We start from the raw sequence: 19,421 nt of genomic DNA, 5'->3' as shown, positions 1-19,421 counted from the left end.
AGGGTTACTTGTAGAAAGAGTGATCGCCTTGAGCATGTTCTGTGACATCACGCACTGCATTTAGCTCGCCAGAGAACTCTTCTAATAGCTCTTTCTCGATGCCTTCTTTTAATGTTAAATCTACTTGTGAGCAACCATTACAACCACCACCAAATTCGATGATAGCTACTTGATCTTCAGTCACTTCGATTAACTTGATAAAACCGCCGTGACTAGCAAGTTGTGGGTTGATCTGCACTTGAATAACGTATTCAACACGTTCAATAAGTGGTGCATCGTCTTTCACTTTACGCATTTTAGCATTTGGCGCTTTTAGCGTTAACTGTGTACCAGTATCTTCTTCTACTAGATCAACAAATGCATCTTCTAAGAAAGGTAGGCTTACTTCATCTACTAAAGCATCAAAACCTTCAAAGCTTAAACGTGTATCGCTCTCTTCAACTGCTTCTGGTGGGCAGTAAGATACACCACACTCTGCTTTTGGTGTGCCCGGGTTGATAACAAACACTCGGATGTTAGTGCCTTCTTTTTGCGGCGCTAGTAATTTTGCAAAGTGTGCTTGTGCAACTGGAGTAATTTCGATCATGTTAAACCTTTATGCTTGAGTAATTTACTTGGGCATTATAACGACAATTCCTTATAATAATAATGAAAACAGTAAAATTGCTAAAAATAATAAGTATATGATAGAACCGATGATGCTTATTTTATCAAAGATAATCTATTCATATAGCTAGTTAGCTTGATCACCCAATTCAGTTCTACTAATACACCACACGTCTACTTTTTTGACACCTGCGCTAAGTAAACACTCACAAATACTATTAATAGTTGCCCCAGTAGTTACTACATCATCAATCAAAACAACATGTTTTCCCTGTAAATTAAGTGTAGGAACAGCCATTGAAAAGGCGTTGCTTAGATTTAGGTTACGTTGTTTACGGGTTAAGCCCTCTTGCGCTGTAGTTGCTTTATTACGGTCAATGGGAGTTACTAATTTAGCGCGCAGGGGAAGCTGCTTTAAAAGTGCATCTGCGATTAAATGAGCTTGGTTAAAACCACGAATTCGATGCTTTTTAGGATGCAGCGGTACGGGCAGTATATAATCAATCTGTTTTTGTTGGTCTTCGCTGTAACTCTGTTTAACTATATTGGCCAATAGTAGTCCTAATAAATCTCCATATATTAGTTGATGCTGGTATTTGAGCTTCTTTATTAACGCTGGAAAAGGCGCTTGATAACCTGAAACGGCAACTAACCGGTTAAATTTAAAGGGGTGCTTCAAACATTCCCCGCAAACATTTTGTGTTTGTGCCAAACCATAACCACAATGTAAACAACAAGGTCTCTCTGTTAATATTGCTTGATTACAATGCTGACAAATCAACTGGTCTGCACTGTGTAAACCACACATAAGGCAATGACTGGGTAAACAAGCGGAGAATAAAGCTTGGCTTTCGCTGATAAGTCGAGTTAGGAAATATAGCATAGTAAGTACCTATAAATTAACGAGGTAAGAGTGAGTATAGAACAGAAGATGAAACAGAATGGCCCCTTTGCTTATCAAACTTTTGGCACAGGTAAAGATTTAGTATTGATTCATGGATGGGGTGTGAACAGTACTATTTGGGAGCCTGTTGTTAAGCAATTAAGTGATCATTATTGTGTGCATTTAGTTAACCTGCCAGGATTTGCTGGCGAACCAGAGTTAGAGGCTTATACCTTAGAGAATATCGCCGAAACCTTGTTGGCTTACTTACCAGAAAAAGCTGTTTGGTGCGGTTGGTCTTTAGGTGGATTAATTGCTACTCATATCGCATATCATTATCCAGCGCGCGTTGAAAAGTTAATTCAGGTTTGTTCTGCACTTAAGTTTGTTGAAGAAGGGCAATGGCAAGGGGTTGAAAAGTCGGTGTTTAGTGCTTTTAAACTTGGAGTGACGAAGCAGCCGCAAAAAACAGTAAATCGATTTTTGTCTACGCTCGCTATGGGCAGTAATACTGTGAAAACTGATATCGCAACGATAAAACAGTTAATGTCAGAGCAAATAGGAGCTAAGCCATCTGCTTTATTAGGTGGATTAGTGCTGCTCGATGAAGTGGACCTGAGACAGGAGTTCAGTCAATTGACTATGCCTTCGTTAACCATTTTAGGTGAGCAAGATAATTTAGTGTCTGTGGTTAATAAAGAAAAATTAGCCGAGTTATCGTCGATTAATCAACAGGTTATTTTTCAACAATCTTCACATGCGCCATTCATTAGTGAACCTATCTTATTTCATCAGGTCTTAATATCGTTCATTGGCTCTCAAAAACAGTGAATAAACTTTATTTTTGCTTAAAAATTAACCATAATGGTTGGTAATTGTATATTTTAGTGGGAGGTCTTTATGGAAATAAATTCAGCATTTTCTTCAGGTGTGAATAGCTTAAATAAAGCGTCGCTGCAAATAACTGAATCCAGTGATCGTATTGCTAAGCAAACAACAAGCCATCAAAGTACTTCGCAAAACCCAGAAGGGGCAAGTGCGCATAGTTATGTTTCGGGTCCGGTAACTACTGAATTAGTGAATATGAAGCTAGCGGAAATCCAAGCTCAATCAGCTGCTAAAGTGATCACTACGGCAGACGACATGGTTGGCTCACTCATTGATGTGTCTGTTTAACGCTAACCATTATGGTTAATGTAAATGTTCAGCTTCCTCCTGTTATAGCAACTCCTTTTCCTCAGGCTGCAGAAGGTCTGCATCGCGAAAATCTTCTACAAACAGCAATTCCTAAAACAGAACAAGCTCACGCTTATGCAAAAATACGTGGAGAACAAGAGCGGGAAGAAACAGCGTACCAATCTCGAGAGATTATTCAGGATAATAAGCAGGGTAGTTCTCGGCAGCAAGAGCAATCAACACACTCCCAACAACGACGTAACTTTTTCTTTGCCGCAAAATTAAAGCTTTCTCCTCATGAGCTTGAAGCATTAGATATTGAATTAAAAGGAATTTCTGACTTTAATGAGGTTATTTCGGTTATACAGGCTAAATATAAAAATGCTGTGTCGCCTTACCCACAACCATCAGTGAGTTACAACGTTTAGTTGTTATTAGAAGAGATATAGCACTCTATAAAAAAGCGCCATAGTAATTATATTACTATAGCGCTCAATAAACTCAGATAAGTGTTATTTGCTTAGTGAGTTTGACAACTACCGCTGCTACAACAATCACTTTCTGGTTTAGGGCTGTGAACATGTCCGTGAGATAATTCTTCAGCTGTTGCTGCACGAACTGATACTACTTCACCTACAAATTGCAGTGCCATACCGGCTAGAGGGTGGTTTGCATCAATGCTTACATTTTCTTCAGTAACTGCTGTTACTTCAACTGTACGTGGGCCTTGATCTGTTTCAGCTTGGAATGACATGCCTACTTCAATTTCATCAACACCTTCAAATAAAGAGCGGGGTACTTCTTGTACTAATGCTTCTTGGAAAGGACCGTAAGCATCTTCTGCTTCAAGTTTTACGTCAAACTTATAGCCGGCTTCTTTGCCTTCTAGCTCTTTTTCTAAGCCTGGTACTAAGTATTGTGCACCTTGAATAAACTCAAGAGGACTTCCGTTTTCAGTGCTATCTAGTGCATTACCGTCAACTTCAGCTACTCCAAAGTGGATGGCAACTACTGAGTTCTTTTCAATCTTCATTATTTTCTCTCTTTATTCTTTATCGGGTTCAGATGGATCAAAAACACCAATTATTTGTTCAAATTGACGTGTTGCTGATTTAGCCTGGTTAGGCGTTTGCGTTTGTGTGTATCCACAGCTAACACACGTTAATGTCTCAACTGCGTTTTCTAATGTCAACGCAATACTATCAATCGTCTTACATTGTGGGCATTCCGCTCCGGCGATGAAGCGTTTTCTATTTTTAGATACTGACATAGTTCAATCACAATTAACAAAAAGTACGACATCATATACTGATGATAGTTGCAGATGCAAAGCTTGCTAAAATAACTTGAAGCAACACATTATCAAGTAAAGGCTAGTAGTTATGGCTGAACATTACAAATTTCGTTATCATCTTGCTCTAACTTTATCTGATTGACATTGAGACTCTGAATTTATGATTGTTGCATCTAATATCGAATTTATCCGCGGCGGAAAACCTCTACTGGAAAATGCCAGTGCAACAATTAACCCAAAACAGAAAGTCGGTTTAGTAGGGGCCAACGGTTGTGGGAAATCTAGTTTTTTTACATTACTTAAGCAACAGCATCAAGTTGATGCAGGCGAGCTGACGATTCCACATCATTGGCGTTTAGCAAGTGTTGCACAGGAAACACCTGCGTTAGATATGAATGCATTGCAATATGTCATTGACGGAGACCATGAGTTTCGTGCGTTACAGGCTAAATTAAAGCAAGCTGAAGAAGTTGATGACGGTACAAAAATAGCAGAAATGCATATTCTATTAGATAATGCGGGTGGTTATACTATTGAATCTCGCGCTGCAGAATTATTAGCTGGTCTAGGATTTAGCGAGCAAGCTCAAGGCCGCCCTGTTAGCGACTTTTCGGGCGGATGGCGTATGCGTCTTAACTTAGCACAAGCACTACTTTGCCCTTCAGACCTATTATTACTCGATGAACCTACCAACCATTTAGACTTAGATGCGGTCATTTGGTTAGAAAAATGGTTACATCAATATCAAGGCACTTTGATCTTAATCTCCCATGATCGGGACTTTATCGATAGCATTGTTGATAAGATTATCCATATTGAACAAAATAAATTATTCGAATACACAGGTAACTACACTAGCTTTGAACGCCAACGTGCTGAAAAACTAGTACAGCAACAATCTTCCTATGAAAAGCAACAGGCGCAAATGGATCATATGCAGAGCTATATTGATCGGTTCCGTTATAAAGCTAATAAAGCAAAACAAGCGCAAAGTCGTATTAAAGCACTTGAAAAGATGGAGCAGATCTTACCTGCACATGTAGATAACCAATTTAGCTTTTCATTTAGGGAACCTGAAGCATTACCTATGCCCTTATTAACGCTAGACCAAGTTAGTGCTGGTTATGATGATTTGTTGATCTTAGATAAAATCGAGCTCAACTTGGTACCTGGTAGCCGTATTGGTTTACTTGGACGTAATGGGGCTGGTAAATCGACTTTGATTAAATTGCTTTCTAATCAAATGAAGCCTAAATCAGGGAAATTAGAGATCAACACTAATGCAAAGGTTGGTTACTTTGCTCAGCATCAATTAGAGTTTTTACATCTAGATGAAAGTCCAATGCAACATTTAGCACGTTTAGCGCCTGATGAAAAAGAGTTACCTCTGCGTAACTTTTTAGGTAGCTTTGGTTTTCAAGGCGATAAAGCTTTTGATCTTGTTGCCCCATTTTCTGGTGGGGAAAAAGCACGTTTAGTCTTAGCATTGTTAGTATGGCAAAAACCTAACTTACTTTTACTCGATGAGCCAACTAACCACTTAGATTTAGAAATGCGCCACGCTTTAACCGTTGCATTACAAGCATTTGAAGGAGCAATGGTTGTTGTATCGCATGATCGCCATTTGTTACGTACTACTATTGATGACCTTTACTTAGTACATGACAAAAAAGTGCAACCGTTTTCTGGTGACCTAGATGATTATCATCAATGGTTATCTGACCAGCAACGCATAGAAAAGCAAGCAGAGCAAAGTGCTTACAAAGCAGTGTCAGTGAGTGCTAACCGAAAAGATCAAAAAAGATTAGAAGCTGAATTTCGTAAAAAACTAACGCCTTTCAAAAAACAATTAAACACAGCAGAAAAAGCCATGGACAGTGCTTCAGCACGTTTAACTGAGATTGAACAACTGCTGAGTGAAAGTGAGCTATATGAGCAAGAAAACAAAAAAAAGCTGACTGACTTATTAAAAGAACAAGGCGAAGTAAAAGACCTTTTAGAAGAAAATGAAATGCTCTGGATGGATGCGCAGGAGCAGATTGAAACCCTGCAATCTGAATTCGAGGGTTGAGTTTTAGGTGTAGCTTCGCCATACTCTGTGCGCAATGATTCACCAATAAATGAAATAAGAAGGGATTAAAATGAGTTTTGAAGCAAATGAATATTTCGATGGTAACGTTAAATCAATCGCATTCCAAAGTGAAACATTACCTGCAACAGTAGGTGTAATGGAAGTTGGTGAGTACACATTCGGTACTAGTGCTTATGAATACATGACAGTAGTTAGTGGTAGCCTCACAGTCCGCCTTGTCGATACAACTGAATGGAAAACTTATAAAGCTGGTGAAACATTTGAAGTAGAAGCAAATTCAAGCTTTGACGTTAAAGTCGTTGTACAAACTGCTTACCTTTGTTTATACAAGGCATAAAGTTTACTAAGGTAAACGAGCAATAATACATTAGGGAGCTTAGGCTCCTTTTTTAATGCCTGTTAAAAATATTAAACTAATAGATAGTTTTTCCCTGTTTGACGCAAATGCTACTTAGTTAACAAAAATCACTTCATACTTATATGCTTAGCAACTTGTCTCGCATATCTTCCAAGAAGATCACAATTAATAATACAATATTATTATAAATTGGCCCTGTTAATTATTTACCAATCATATTAAGCCTGTAATCAGAGACTTATTATGATTGATATTATCCATGAATATTATCAATATAGATAAGCAGGTACTCTAATGAAAAAAGTATATTTAAGTGCGATTATTGCCGCTTTGCTGGTGGGCTGTACAAATACAGAACCAACGTCAAATAACCAAGTGACTTATGAAACAGGAAAAGTTGCGAATGCAACGACACCTTTACCAGCGACAGCACATACAGCGACATTAATCGCTCAATTAGATCCTAACAAAGCACCATCTCAAAACTTTGATCTGACTAAATGGAAAATTAATATTCCAATGGAAGATGATAAGCCTAACCGTGCAGGTAAAGTAATGGAAATTTCTGCACAAGTATTGGGCAGTACCACTAATCCATATATACATCCAGATTGGTTTTATACAGACGCAACAACAGGTGCCATGGTTTTTGCTACTCCTAATAAAGCGATGACAACACCTAACAGTAAAAATGCTCGAAGTGAATTACGTGCGATGTTAGCCAAATCATATAAAGATCCAAAAAACAATTTTGCAATAGCTGTTAACCCAGAGGCCGCGTCTTATGGCTCAATTGGCGGTGAGTTATCTGCAACTTTATCAGTAGATTGGGTGAGTACCAGTGGTAATGCCGAAAAGAATGGGGCTTTCTCTACGGTAATAGGTCAAATTCATGGTTCAAAAAACGAACCATTAAAAATTGTGTATCGTAAACTACCAAATCATCAATACGGTTCTCTGTATTGGCGTTATGAAATAAATGCAACGGGAGATAACTACTCTAAACGCAAAGATATCTATCACAATGTATTTGGAGCTTATGACTTACGTAATGGATCAGCAGATCCAACAGATGGAATCAAACTAGGTGAAGTCTTTTCATATAATGTGAATGTAGAAAATAACATTATGCATTTAACATTTGTCAAAAACATCGGCGAAGCAAATGAACAAGTTAAAACAGCGCAAATAGATCTATCAAAACCACATTATCGAGGTAATGAGTATGACGAAGGTTATGCAAATGATTGGATGTACTTTAAAGCAGGTAACTATAACCAATGTAATGTTGGATCTTCTGAATGTACAAATAATGGTATTGATGCCGGTGACTATGCGAAGGTTAGTTTTTATGAGTTAACTTTGGACCAATAAAATAGGTTAGTAAACTAAGGCTTATAACTATTAATGCCTTTCATTTGTATGAAAGGCATATTTTTATAGGTTTAGATATTATTTATCATGCTTATTTATGAATATATCAAGCGTTATTAGTCTCTATTAACTAATTAGTTAAAATCTTAAGATCAGAAATATTCAATTAATCTCGCCTTATGAAGCATAAATTATAGTTTTTTGCATGAAATACACTCGTTTTGTTGTTTAATTGAACACTCAGACACTTTTTTGCAAATAAACACAATAAAACGCTTGCCAATGAGATCTTAATCCCTATAATGCGCACCCACAGACACGGGACGGAACGCAAGTTACCCAGCGAGTTTGAGAACAAAATAAACGCAGTAAACGCTTCGAAGTTCGCTTCGAAATAAAGTTGAAAATTAACGTTGACATTGTTCGAAAGGCGCGTAATATACGCCGCCTAGCCGAAAGGCACGCTCTTTAACAATTTAATCAAACAATCTGTGTGAGCACTTATTGTTGATGTGATTTCAAAAAAAATCAAAGTCCTACTTGTTAGGCAACATCAATAGAAGTGACACACGAATTAATTCATTAATTCAGAATAACATTGTACTTCGGTACATAGTTTTAGTCAGTAATATTGAGTCGCAACTTAGGTTGCAAATTAAACTTTAAATTGAAGAGTTTGATCATGGCTCAGATTGAACGCTGGCGGCAGGCTTAACACATGCAAGTCGAACGGTAACAGAAAGTAGCTTGCTACTTTGCTGACGAGTGGCGGACGGGTGAGTAATGCTTGGGAATATGCCTTATGGTGGGGGACAACAGTTGGAAACGACTGCTAATACCGCATAACATCTCCGGATCAAAGTGGGGGACCTTCGGGCCTCACGCCATAAGAGTAGCCCAAGTGGGATTAGCTAGTTGGTAAGGTAATGGCTTACCAAGGCGACGATCCCTAGTTGGTCTTAGAGGATGACCAGCCACACTGGAACTGAGACACGGTCCAGACTCCTACGGGAGGCAGCAGTGGGGAATATTGCACAATGGGCGCAAGCCTGATGCAGCCATGCCGCGTGTGTGAAGAAGGCTTTCGGGTTGTAAAGCACTTTCAGCGAGGAGGAAAGGTTGTACTTTAATAGAGTGCAGCTGTGACGTTACTCGCAGAAGAAGCACCGGCTAACTCCGTGCCAGCAGCCGCGGTAATACGGAGGGTGCGAGCGTTAATCGGAATTACTGGGCGTAAAGCGCGCGTAGGCGGTTAATTAAGTCAGATGTGAAATCCCAGGGCTCAACCTTGGAACTGCATTTGAAACTGGTTAACTAGAGTTTTGTAGAGGGTGGTAGAATTTCAGGTGTAGCGGTGAAATGCGTAGAGATCTGAAGGAATACCAGTGGCGAAGGCGGCCACCTGGACAAAGACTGACGCTGAGGCGCGAAGGCGTGGGGAGCAAACGGGATTAGATACCCCGGTAGTCCACGCAGTAAACGATGTCTATTAGAATTTTGTGGCTATATGCCGTGGGATTCAAAGCTAACGCATTAAATAGACCGCCTGGGGAGTACGGCCGCAAGGTTAAAACTCAAATGAATTGACGGGGGCCCGCACAAGCGGTGGAGCATGTGGTTTAATTCGATGCAACGCGAAGAACCTTACCATCCCTTGACATCCAGAGAATCACCTAGAGATAGATGAGTGCCTTCGGGAACTCTGAGACAGGTGCTGCATGGCTGTCGTCAGCTCGTGTTGTGAAATGTTGGGTTAAGTCCCGCAACGAGCGCAACCCTTATCCTTATTTGCCAGCGGGTTATGCCGGGAACTCTAGGGACACTGCCGGTGATAAACCGGAGGAAGGTGGGGACGACGTCAAGTCATCATGGCCCTTACGGGATGGGCTACACACGTGCTACAATGGCAAATACAAAGGGCTGCTAACCAGCGATGGTATGCGAATCTCCTAAAGTTTGTCGTAGTCCGGATCGGAGTCTGCAACTCGACTCCGTGAAGTTGGAATCGCTAGTAATCGTGGATCAGAATGCCACGGTGAATACGTTCCCGGGCCTTGTACACACCGCCCGTCACACCATGGGAGTGGGCTGCACCAGAAGTCATTAGCTTAACCTTCGGGATGGCGATGACCACGGTGTGGTTCATGACTGGGGTGAAGTCGTAACAAGGTAGCCCTAGGGGAACCTGGGGCTGGATCACCTCCTTACGTAAAGAAACACATCCTTTGTACTTAGGTACATTGGCGCAAGTAATAATGAGTGCCCACACAGATTGTTTGATTAGAATGATAAAGCGCAAAAATAGTTCCGGGTCCCCATCGTCTAGAGGCCTAGGACACCGCCCTTTCACGGCGGTAACAGGGGTTCAAATCCCCTTGGGGATACCAACACTATCTAGCGAAAGATACTCTATAAATAGAAAAATTTATAAAGTGTTTTTTAACACTGCTCTTTAACAATTAGGAAAGCTGATAAATGTTCTTATTTATCGCACAAAAACAATGACACTTAGTGTTGATTGGTGTGATAAATAAAACGAAATGTTTAATTCATTACGATGAATTAAACGAGTTCTCAATATTAAAACCTCGGTTTTAGTATTGTAATCAAGCAAAAATAAAATGCACATTACATGCAAATGTAATGAGTACGTATCTACACACTCTTTGAGTGTTAGGTGCACGAAAAACGTAAACGTTTTTCATATGTAAATATGAGAGTCGCAAGCGTCTTGGAAACAACATACAGCAACCCAGTTGCGTATTTATGCAATTTAGGATGTTTTTAACATCATATAAATTGCTTAATGACACTTCTTAGGTGTTGTATGGTTAAGTGAATAAGCGTGCACGGTGGATGCCTAGGCAATTAGAGGCGATGAAGGACGTGGTAATCTGCGATAAGTCCAGGGGAGTTGATAACAAGCGTTATATCCTGGAATTTCCGAATGGGGCAACCCGGCACTTAGTGTCATCGTTATGTGAATACATAGCATAGCGAAGCAAACGAGGGGAACTGAAACATCTAAGTACCCTTAGGAAAAGAAATCAACCGAGATTCCGAAAGTAGCGGCGAGCGAAATCGGAACAGCCCTTAAGCTGTTTAAAAGTTAGTGGAAGGCTCTGGAAAGTGCCACGGTACAGGGTGATAGTCCCGTACACAAAAACTTCTTTACAGTGAAAACGAGTAAGTCGGGACACGAGAAATCCTGATTGAATATGGGGGGACCATCCTCCAAGGCTAAATACTCCTAATTGACCGATAGTGAACCAGTACCGTGAGGGAAAGGCGAAAAGAACCCCTGTGAGGGGAGTGAAATAGAACCTGAAACCGTGTACGTACAAGCAGTAGGAGCGGATTTATTCCGTGACTGCGTACCTTTTGTATAATGGGTCAACGACTTAATTTCAGTAGCAAGGTTAACCATTTAGGGGAGCCGTAGGGAAACCGAGTCTTAACTGGGCGAATAGTTGCTGGGATTAGACCCGAAACTTGGTGATCTAGCCATGAGCAGGTTGAAGATTGAGTAACATCAATTGGAGGACCGAACCCACTAATGTTGAAAAATTAGGGGATGACTTGTGGCTGGGGGTGAAAGGCCAATCAAACCAAGAGATAGCTGGTTCTCCTCGAAAGCTATTTAGGTAGCGCCTCATGTATCACTGTTGGGGGTAGAGCACTGTTAAGGCTAGGGGGTCATCCCGACTTACCAACCCTTTGCAAACTCCGAATACCAACAAGTGCAATCATGGGAGACACACGGCGGGTGCTAACGTCCGTCGTGGAAAGGGAAACAACCCAGACCGCCAGCTAAGGTCCCAAAGTATATGTTAAGTGGGAAACGATGTGGGAAGGCTTAGACAGCTAGGAAGTTGGCTTAGAAGCAGCCATCTTTTAAAGAAAGCGTAATAGCTCACTAGTCGAGTCGGCCTGCGCGGAAGATTTAACGGGGCTAAACATATCACCGAAGCTGCGGACGCGTATTTATACGCGTGGTAGAGGAGCGTTCTGTAAGCCGTCGAAGGGAAAGGTGTAAACCATCCTGGAGGTATCAGAAGTGCGAATGTTGACATGAGTAACGATAAGGGGGGTGAAAAACCTCCCCGCCGGAAGACCAAGGGTTCCTGTCCAACGTTAATCGGGGCAGGGTGAGTCGACCCCTAAGGCGAGGCCGAAAGGCGTAGTCGATGGGAAACGGGTTAATATTCCCGTACCCTTATATTTTGCGATGGGAGGACGGAGAAGGCTAGGTGGGCCTGGCGATGGTTGTCCAGGTTCAAGAGTGTAGGCGGGAGATTTAGGTAAATCCGGATTTCTATTAACGCTGAGACTCGATGTCGAGCTACTAAGGTAGTGAAGTCATTGATGCCATACTTCCAGGAAAAGTCTCTAAGCTTCAGAAATATAAGGATCGTACCCCAAACCGACACAGGTGGTCAGGTAGAGAATACCAAGGCGCTTGAGAGAACTCGGGTGAAGGAACTAGGCAAAATGGTACCGTAACTTCGGGAGAAGGTACGCCCTTGACGGTGATGAGACTTGCTCTCTAAGCTGTTGGGGGCCGAAGATACCAGATGGCTGCAACTGTTTATTAAAAACACAGCACTCTGCTAAATCGTAAGATGACGTATAGGGTGTGACGCCTGCCCGGTGCCGGAAGGTTAATTGATGTGGTTAGACTTAGGTCGAAGCTATTGATCGAAGCCCCGGTAAACGGCGGCCGTAACTATAACGGTCCTAAGGTAGCGAAATTCCTTGTCGGGTAAGTTCCGACCTGCACGAATGGCGTAATGATGGCCATGCTGTCTCCACCCGAGACTCAGTGAAGTTGAAATCGCAGTGAAGATGCTGTGTACCCGCGGCTAGACGGAAAGACCCCGTGAACCTTTACTATAGCTTAGCAGTGAACTTAGAGCCTACATGTGTAGGATAGGTGGGAGGCTTTGAAACCGCGTCGCCAGATGCGGTGGAGCCAACCTTGAAATACCACCCTTGTATGTTTTGAGTTCTAACCATGGCCCCTGAATCGGGGTTTGGGACACTGTTTGGTGGGTAGTTTGACTGGGGCGGTCTCCTCCCAAAGAGTAACGGAGGAGTACGAAGGTTGGCTAATCACGGTCGGACATCGTGAGGTTAGTACAATGGTATAAGCCAGCTTAACTGCGAGACAGACACGTCGAGCAGGTACGAAAGTAGGTCATAGTGATCCGGTGGTTCTGAATGGAAGGGCCATCGCTCAACGGATAAAAGGTACTCCGGGGATAACAGGCTGATACCGCCCAAGAGTTCATATCGACGGCGGTGTTTGGCACCTCGATGTCGGCTCATCACATCCTGGGGCTGAAGTCGGTCCCAAGGGTATGGCTGTTCGCCATTTAAAGTGGTACGCGAGCTGGGTTTAGAACGTCGTGAGACAGTTCGGTCCCTATCTGCCGTGGGCGTTTGAGAATTGAGAGGAGCTGCTCCTAGTACGAGAGGACCGGAGTGGACGAACCGCTGGTGTTCGGGTTGTTATGCCAATAGCATTGCCCGGTAGCTACGTTCGGAATCGATAACCGCTGAAAGCATCTAAGCGGGAAGCGAGCCTCAAGATGAGTTCTCACTGGAACTTTAAGTTCCCTAAAGGGCCGTTGGAGACTACAACGTTGATAGGCAAGGTGTGTAAGTGCGGTAACGTATTGAGCTAACTTGTACTAATTACCCGTGAGGCTTAACCATACAACACCTAAGTAGTGTTGCTGTTAACCAAGAGAGTCAAAGAAGACATTAAAATATAACGCTTGTGATAGCGTATTTACATAACTGCTACGATTATACAGAACGACTAAAGAACATTAGATTATCACTTTCCTAATTAAATTTTATGCTTGGCGGCCATAGCGCTGTGGTACCACCTGATCCCTTGCCGAACTCAGAAGTGAAACGCAGCTGCGCCGATGATAGTGTGGGGTCTCCCCATGTGAAAGTAGGTCATCGCCAAGCGCCTAATTCGAACAATCCCTGTTGACTATGTCAGCAGGGATTTTTTCGTTATTGGCTGTTGGTTTTATAGCGACTTGAGCATGGGGTAAATAAAGTGCCACGGAGTGGCTGGCCTTATGTGTGATAGCTAGGGGCGAATGATACGCCAGTATCGGTTTATGAGCGGGCTAAGCTCGGCGTGCCCTGGTGGATCCGCGACAGCGATGGTCCACTAGCGGAGAAGCGCTGCGACGACTTTTCATCGTCAAGCGCCTCATTAAACGAACCCTGTCGATTAACATCGACAGGGTTTTTTTCATGTCTGTTGATTTATGATGAGCTACGCTGAAAGTAGGGTGAGTTTACCGATAGGCAGGGCTCACGAGCGGGTAAGCTCTGCACTCCTTTTTTTAGGCTGACAGTTATCGCAGACATCGATTAACAGCTATGAACAAAGCGAATCTATATGACATTGAATGCATCAATATCAAAACCTAAAACAAGCAGGCTAAAAAAGGAATATCAGAGTTTTTTCGCTCGTAACACTAACCTGTCAGTTAATTATCCCTTCGCCCTGATATTAAGCTTTGTTTAATTAATGTTGCTACTATTTGCATTTATTATCTAAATGATTATTTCTACTTACAAATAGCTGTCTACTTGTGATATTAGTCCGCTAAATTATTATGCATGACCTTATCGATGCTGTGTCTTTATCAATATTTTCTTCTCTTTTCCCTTTTCAGTCATATTTATATGGATCATTAGTTTGTATTTGATAGCATAAATTATCCTGTTATTAGAGAGACGCTTATGTCTAAAAAAATTATTCGTATTGCAACACGTCATAGCCCTTTAGCTATGTGGCAAGCTAACTTTGTTAAAGCTGAATTACTTAAACATCATGCTGATTTAACCGTTGAATTGTTACCGATGAAAACTAAAGGTGACATCATTCTTGACACACCTTTAGCGAAAGTGGGTGGTAAGGGTCTATTTGTTAAAGAATTGGAAGTAGCTATGTTAGAAAACAGAGCTGACATTGCAGTGCACTCTATGAAAGATGTGCCTGTAGATTTTCCTGAAGGTTTAGGGTTAAGTGTTATTTGTGAACGCGAAGATCCTCGCGATGCACTTGTTTCTAATCAGTTTAAAAAGATTGCTGACTTACCTCAAGGTGCTGTAGTCGGGACATGTAGTTTACGTCGTCAATGCCAAATTAAATCATTACGCCCTGATTTAGTGATTAAAGACTTACGTGGTAATGTGAATACGCGTTTACGCAAATTAGATGATGGTGAATACGATGCAATTATTCTTGCGGCTTCAGGTTTAATGCGTTTAGAAATGCACGATCGTATCGCCAGCTTTATTGAGCCTGAGATTAGCCTTCCTGCAGTTGGTCAAGGTGCTGTTGGTATTGAGTGCCGCTTAGATGACCAAGAAACAATCGCATTATTAGCACCATTAAATCATCAACAGACTCGTATCAGAGTAACTGCTGAACGTGCTATGAATTTAGCATTGGAAGGTGGCTGCCAAGTGCCAATTGGTAGCTTCGCTCTATTAGATGGTGAGCAAGTATTTTTGCGTGGTTTAGTAGGTAGTATTGATGGTAAAAACATCATACGTAAAGAGATAACAGGTCATGCAGATAAAGCACATGAATTAGGTGAAGCACTTGCTCAACAATTATTAGATGCAGGTGCTAAAGAAATTTTAAGTGAAGTATATAAGTGATTTGTTCTGACCGATTGCTGATAACGCGTTTTGCTCCTCATGCTCAACAACTTGTTGATGCTTTAGCTGAGATTGGTTGTTTCTCTATTGCCCAACCGTTATTGACTGTAGTCGGTTTAGATGATCCACATAGATTAGATGCCTTTTTATCTGCACAATATGATGCAGTGATTGCGGTAAGTGGTAACGCAGTTAAATATGCTGAACAGAGCATTCACCGTGATTGGCCTAAAACTCAATATTTTGCAGTAGGTAAATCAACGAAAAATAGATTGAAAATGGCCTGTAAACAACAGGTTATTTGCCCTTCATCTCGGTTTGACAGTGAAGGTTTATTAGCGCTAGATACATTACAAAATGTAGATGGGAAGCGAATTTTAATCCTTCGTGGTGAAGGCGGAAGAGATTTACTCGAAAACACTTTAATTAAACGAGGTGCTAAGGTCGATTTCTTTCAGACATATAAACGTGTAAAACTCGATCTAGATGGCATAGATTTAGTTAATTATTGGCAACAAGCATCTATAAATGGTGCTATTATCAGCAGTGTGGAAATTTTAAATCAATTATTTGTACTTGTGCCAAAGGAATATACAAGTTGGTTATGTAAGTTAACTTTTTATGTTCCAAGTCAACGTGTTGCTGATCAAGCTAGATTGTTAGGCGTGGAAAATATTATATTATTACCAAGTTTACATACAAACCAGATAGTAGATTTTTTTCATGATAACTGATCTCCTCTGTATAGCCCATTAGTTTTAAAATAGGAAAATTATGACTGATACTAATACTGAAACTCCAGAAATTCCAACTGAGCCAGAAGTGCAAGTTGAGAAAAAAAAGCGCAAAAAATCTTCTAAGCTATTAGTAGCTGTTATTCTCATTCTGTTCATTATATTGTTTTTTGTTTTAGGGTTTGGTTACTACTTTTATAAAAATAATGTAGGCGCAAACACTGCTTATCAAGAACAGATTGAAGTATTAAGTAATAAATTAGACTCTCAAACTGCGCGATTAAATAGTCAGCTTCAGCAAACCAAATCATCGAACGATAGTGTTAAGACTCAAGTAGAACAGCTTAATATTCAGCTTTTAGATAGCCAAAATAAAAGTAAACTATATCATGATGACATTCAATCTTTACGCCGTGCGGTAGCTGAAACGAATATCCGTCATCCAAGTGATTGGATTTTAGCAGAAGTGGAATATCTAATTAACTTATCAGGCCGTAAGTTGTGGTTAGAGCATGATTTAAATGCCACTATTGCGTTATTAAGCACTGCAGATCAACGTATTGTTGAAATGGGTGATCCTAGTCTTAATCCGTTGCGCCGTGCATTATTAGAAGATATTAATATGTTAGAAGCATTACCTTCACGTGATGTGGATGGCATTATCTTATCTTTATCAAGCTTAGAGCGTCGTATCGATACACTGATGATTGCTGGCCTGACCATGTCTGAAGCAGAAGAAACCGATACACAAGAAGTATCTACCGATATTTCTGACTGGGAAGCGAATTTAGATCGTTCTTGGGACTCTTTCATTGAAAGCTTTATCGTTATTTCTCACCGTGACAAGCCTGTTGAAGCTTTGTTATCGCCAGAACAAGCTTGGTATTTAAGTGAGAATTTAAGAAATCACTTATCGAAAGCTGAATTTGCGGTGTATCGAGAGCAGCAAGAAATTTACGACATAGCGTTACAAGGCGCATTAAAATTGGTGTCCGTTTATTACGATATGGGTGATAAAAGCACGCAGCAATTTTACAATGCAATTCAAAAACTCAGCAAAGAAACTATCTCCATTGATTATCCTGATCAATTCAAGAGCGCACCTTTACTTTCACATATTTTAAAGCAGCGTATTAGCAAATCATTTACCATTGAAAGTGCGGAGTAGCTGATATGATTGGATTAATAGCAATTGTCATTATCTTACTCACAGGATTAATCTTTGCACCTGAATTGAGTGCTCATAAAGGCTATATATTAGTTTCATTTGATAGTTATACAACCTATGAAACGACTATTATTAATGCTGTTTTTATTGCCATTATTTTTTACTTCTTACTATTGGCGCTAGAGTGGCTATTAAGAAAAATTCTCTCAATGAGCAGTGTGACACGTGGTTGGTTTGGGCAGCGTAAAACACGTAAAGCACAAAAAAATAGTTTGTTAGGTATGCTGGCACTATTAGAAGGTAATACTAAGCATGCGCAAAAGCTGCTTTCCAAATCTGCTGTTCGAAGTGAGTCTCCTGCGCTTACCTATATTGCGGCTGCACGTGCGTCACATAAAAATGGCGAGTTTAACCAACGTGATGATTATTTACAGTTAGCGAGCGAATACCCTAAATCTAAACTTGCTGTTGGTTTAGTTTGGGCCGAATTACAACTAGATGCGCAGCAATACGAAAATGCATTAGTGACTCTAACTAACTTAAATCAACAGTTTCCTAAGAATAAGCAAATCCTGGAACATTACATTACCTTGTACCCTGCAATGAATGAATGGCAGAAGTTAATTACCCTGTTAAATAGCCAACGTAAATTATTGACGTTGAATGCAGAACAAGTGGCAGAGTTAGAGCTACATGCTCATCAACAATTGTTTCAACAGCTTGCGGCGGAAAGTGGTCAATTACTTAATGATTATTGGCATAAAGATGTGGCGCGTTGGATGCGTAAAGAGTTGTCTTATCAAAAAGCAGTATTAGAAGCTTTTATTGATAATGACCATGGTAAATTGGCGCAAGAGTTTCTATTAGATAAACTACAACGTCAGTTTTCTTTGCCATTATTACCTTACTTACAGAAGATAAAAGTAACGGATCATTATCCAATCATTACTTTTCTTGAAAAGCAGTTAAAGAAATCTGCACATGCGGATTATGTTCATCAAGCATTGGCGCACTTAAAACTTAAAGAGAGTCACCCTAAAGCGGCGATAGATCATCTTAGTGAAAGTTTGAAAACATTACCTAATGTGACGGATTATCAGTTGATTGCTTCTTTAATGGAAGAGCAAGAGATGCAAGAGCAAGCTAATCAGTATTACCGTGAAGGTTTGGCTTTTGCTTCAACTTCAGCTAATACATAACGTTTAGCTTGATTTAAGTACATTCAAATAGCGCTCAAGAAAGCAGTTGTTTGAATGTACTTGTTCTTATATCAATCTCCACTCTTTATAATCGTTAAATATAACAATAGGTCGACTGGGATTAAGCAAACCTTTTTTCTAAGTAAGCGACGATATCTGACGACTCATACATCCAAGTGATCTTATTATCTTCTTCAATACGTAAACAAGGTACTGTGCCTTTGCCACCTTGTTCAATCAGTAGGGCTCTATTGGCTGGTTGTTGTGCATCCACTAATTCGATGTTTAATGCATTTTTACGCATTACTCTTCTGACTTTGACACAGAAAGGGCAAGCAGCGAATTGATATAGTTGTAAGCTTTTAGTTTGTTGATCCACTTTCTGTTGTGATGCTGCATCTCTTTGCAGTTTTTTAGGCGAAAATATAAAGTTCAGCAGTAAAATGATACGGCCTAATATCCAACGAATAATTTTCATTTTTATCTCTTTATGTTAATGAACAAGGTAAAATTGTAACTGATCTGTGGATGGCATAAAAGCGTTCAAAGAGGTAGGCACCATTGCATTAGTATACTTTGCTGTTTAATGTGTATTAAACGCTTATAAAGCATTTTACAGAGGTCTTATGATTATAATAAAGGAAATATATTAGATGAATGCTCTTGCTTCACCTTGCGTTGGACGTTGTTGTTTAAATAACCAAGATATTTGCACCGCTTGTTATCGTAGTCTAACTGAGATCACTGAGTGGTCACAGGCATCAGATAGTGAAAAACAGATTATCATTAACAATATTAGCTCGCGTCGCCAGCAAAGCAGCCATCAAGAGTAAACG

16 protein-coding genes, 1 tRNA gene and 3 rRNA genes are annotated in these 19,421 nt (G+C 40.6%); 15 read left to right on the top strand and 5 right to left on the bottom strand.

Annotated elements, in window-relative coordinates; translation table 11 throughout:
• Positions 1–4 precede the first annotated feature (4 nt).
• Together nfuA and AC0L3W_RS13115 are read right to left on the bottom strand one after the other, a co-directional pair.
• A complete protein-coding gene (gene nfuA / locus AC0L3W_RS13120) occupies positions 5–586 on the bottom strand; it encodes a Fe-S biogenesis protein NfuA (RefSeq protein ID WP_290040953.1) in 582 nt (193 codons plus the stop codon).
• 147 nt (positions 587–733) lie between these two features.
• A complete protein-coding gene (locus AC0L3W_RS13115) occupies positions 734–1,489 on the bottom strand; it encodes a ComF family protein (RefSeq protein WP_290040950.1) in 756 nt (251 codons plus the stop codon).
• 30 nt (positions 1,490–1,519) lie between these two features.
• Here AC0L3W_RS13115 and bioH point away from each other — a divergent pair, with 30 nt between their 5' ends.
• The 3 genes from bioH (at position 1,520) to AC0L3W_RS13100 (ending at position 3,093) form a co-directional block, all read left to right on the top strand.
• Positions 1,520–2,320, top strand: coding sequence for a pimeloyl-ACP methyl ester esterase BioH (gene bioH / locus AC0L3W_RS13110; RefSeq protein ID WP_409440323.1), 801 nt, complete (start codon positions 1,520–1,522; stop codon positions 2,318–2,320).
• A 69-nt stretch (positions 2,321–2,389) separates the two neighbouring features.
• Positions 2,390–2,665, top strand: coding sequence for a hypothetical protein (locus AC0L3W_RS13105; RefSeq protein WP_290040947.1), 276 nt, complete (start codon positions 2,390–2,392; stop codon positions 2,663–2,665).
• Between the two features lie 11 nt (positions 2,666–2,676).
• The gene (locus AC0L3W_RS13100) at positions 2,677–3,093 is read left to right on the top strand and encodes a hypothetical protein (protein WP_290040945.1); all 417 of its coding nucleotides are present in this window, start codon (positions 2,677–2,679) and stop codon (positions 3,091–3,093) included.
• Between the two features lie 92 nt (positions 3,094–3,185).
• Here AC0L3W_RS13100 and AC0L3W_RS13095 read toward each other — a convergent pair whose 3' ends face one another.
• A complete protein-coding gene (locus AC0L3W_RS13095; RefSeq protein ID WP_290040943.1) occupies positions 3,186–3,698 on the bottom strand; it encodes an FKBP-type peptidyl-prolyl cis-trans isomerase in 513 nt (170 codons plus the stop codon).
• Positions 3,699–3,710: 12 nt separating this feature from the next.
• Positions 3,711–3,935: a YheV family putative zinc ribbon protein gene (locus AC0L3W_RS13090; RefSeq protein ID WP_290040941.1), complete on the bottom strand. Its 225-nt coding sequence runs from the start codon at positions 3,933–3,935 to the stop codon at positions 3,711–3,713.
• A 184-nt stretch (positions 3,936–4,119) separates the two neighbouring features.
• Between AC0L3W_RS13090 and AC0L3W_RS13085 the strand changes: the two genes are divergently transcribed.
• From AC0L3W_RS13085 to AC0L3W_RS13035, 11 genes are all read left to right on the top strand, one after another.
• On the top strand, positions 4,120–6,030 hold the full coding sequence (locus tag AC0L3W_RS13085; RefSeq protein ID WP_409440324.1) for an ABC transporter ATP-binding protein: 1,911 nt from the start codon (positions 4,120–4,122) through the stop codon (positions 6,028–6,030).
• Positions 6,031–6,100: 70 nt separating this feature from the next.
• Positions 6,101–6,388, top strand: coding sequence for a pyrimidine/purine nucleoside phosphorylase (ppnP, locus tag AC0L3W_RS13080; RefSeq protein ID WP_113819433.1), 288 nt, complete (start codon positions 6,101–6,103; stop codon positions 6,386–6,388).
• Positions 6,389–6,703: 315 nt separating this feature from the next.
• A complete protein-coding gene (locus tag AC0L3W_RS13075) occupies positions 6,704–7,783 on the top strand; it encodes a polysaccharide lyase family 7 protein (protein ID WP_409440325.1) in 1,080 nt (359 codons plus the stop codon).
• A 664-nt stretch (positions 7,784–8,447) separates the two neighbouring features.
• Positions 8,448–9,990 (top strand): 16S ribosomal RNA (locus AC0L3W_RS13070).
• A 104-nt stretch (positions 9,991–10,094) separates the two neighbouring features.
• Positions 10,095–10,170, top strand: a tRNA-Glu gene (locus AC0L3W_RS13065).
• Positions 10,171–10,612: 442 nt separating this feature from the next.
• Positions 10,613–13,501 (top strand): 23S ribosomal RNA (locus tag AC0L3W_RS13060).
• Positions 13,502–13,649: 148 nt separating this feature from the next.
• A 5S ribosomal RNA gene (gene rrf / locus AC0L3W_RS13055) occupies positions 13,650–13,765 on the top strand.
• Together the 16S, 23S and 5S rRNA genes with 1 tRNA gene alongside form the textbook arrangement of a ribosomal RNA operon.
• 792 nt (positions 13,766–14,557) lie before the next feature.
• Positions 14,558–15,484 (top strand): hydroxymethylbilane synthase, encoded by a 927-nt coding sequence (gene hemC / locus AC0L3W_RS13050; RefSeq protein WP_409440326.1) that lies wholly within the window; start codon positions 14,558–14,560, stop codon positions 15,482–15,484.
• Entirely contained in the window at positions 15,481–16,218 is a 738-nt protein-coding gene (locus AC0L3W_RS13045) for a uroporphyrinogen-III synthase (RefSeq protein ID WP_409440327.1), read from the top strand. The genes hemC and AC0L3W_RS13045 overlap by 4 nt, the downstream gene beginning before the upstream one ends.
• A gap of 40 nt (positions 16,219–16,258) precedes the next feature.
• Positions 16,259–17,386 carry a uroporphyrinogen-III C-methyltransferase gene (locus AC0L3W_RS13040; protein WP_290040927.1) on the top strand — a complete coding sequence of 376 codons (1,128 nt, stop codon included), beginning with the start codon at positions 16,259–16,261 and terminating at the stop codon, positions 17,384–17,386.
• A 5-nt stretch (positions 17,387–17,391) separates the two neighbouring features.
• Complete coding sequence (locus tag AC0L3W_RS13035) at positions 17,392–18,585, top strand: heme biosynthesis HemY N-terminal domain-containing protein (RefSeq protein WP_290040926.1); 1,194 nt, start codon at positions 17,392–17,394, stop codon at positions 18,583–18,585.
• Positions 18,586–18,706: 121 nt separating this feature from the next.
• On the opposite strand, the gene AC0L3W_RS13030 is transcribed toward AC0L3W_RS13035, so the two are convergent.
• Positions 18,707–19,063 carry a glutaredoxin family protein gene (locus tag AC0L3W_RS13030; protein ID WP_290040924.1) on the bottom strand — a complete coding sequence of 119 codons (357 nt, stop codon included), beginning with the start codon at positions 19,061–19,063 and terminating at the stop codon, positions 18,707–18,709.
• Positions 19,064–19,238: 175 nt separating this feature from the next.
• Between AC0L3W_RS13030 and AC0L3W_RS13025 the strand changes: the two genes are divergently transcribed.
• Positions 19,239–19,418 (top strand): DUF1289 domain-containing protein, encoded by a 180-nt coding sequence (locus tag AC0L3W_RS13025; protein ID WP_290040922.1) that lies wholly within the window; start codon positions 19,239–19,241, stop codon positions 19,416–19,418.
• Positions 19,419–19,421 lie beyond the last annotated feature (3 nt).

It is taken from the genome of Psychromonas sp. KJ10-5, assembly GCF_055808325.1.
This window is presented reverse-complemented; position numbering and strand designations above follow the sequence as displayed.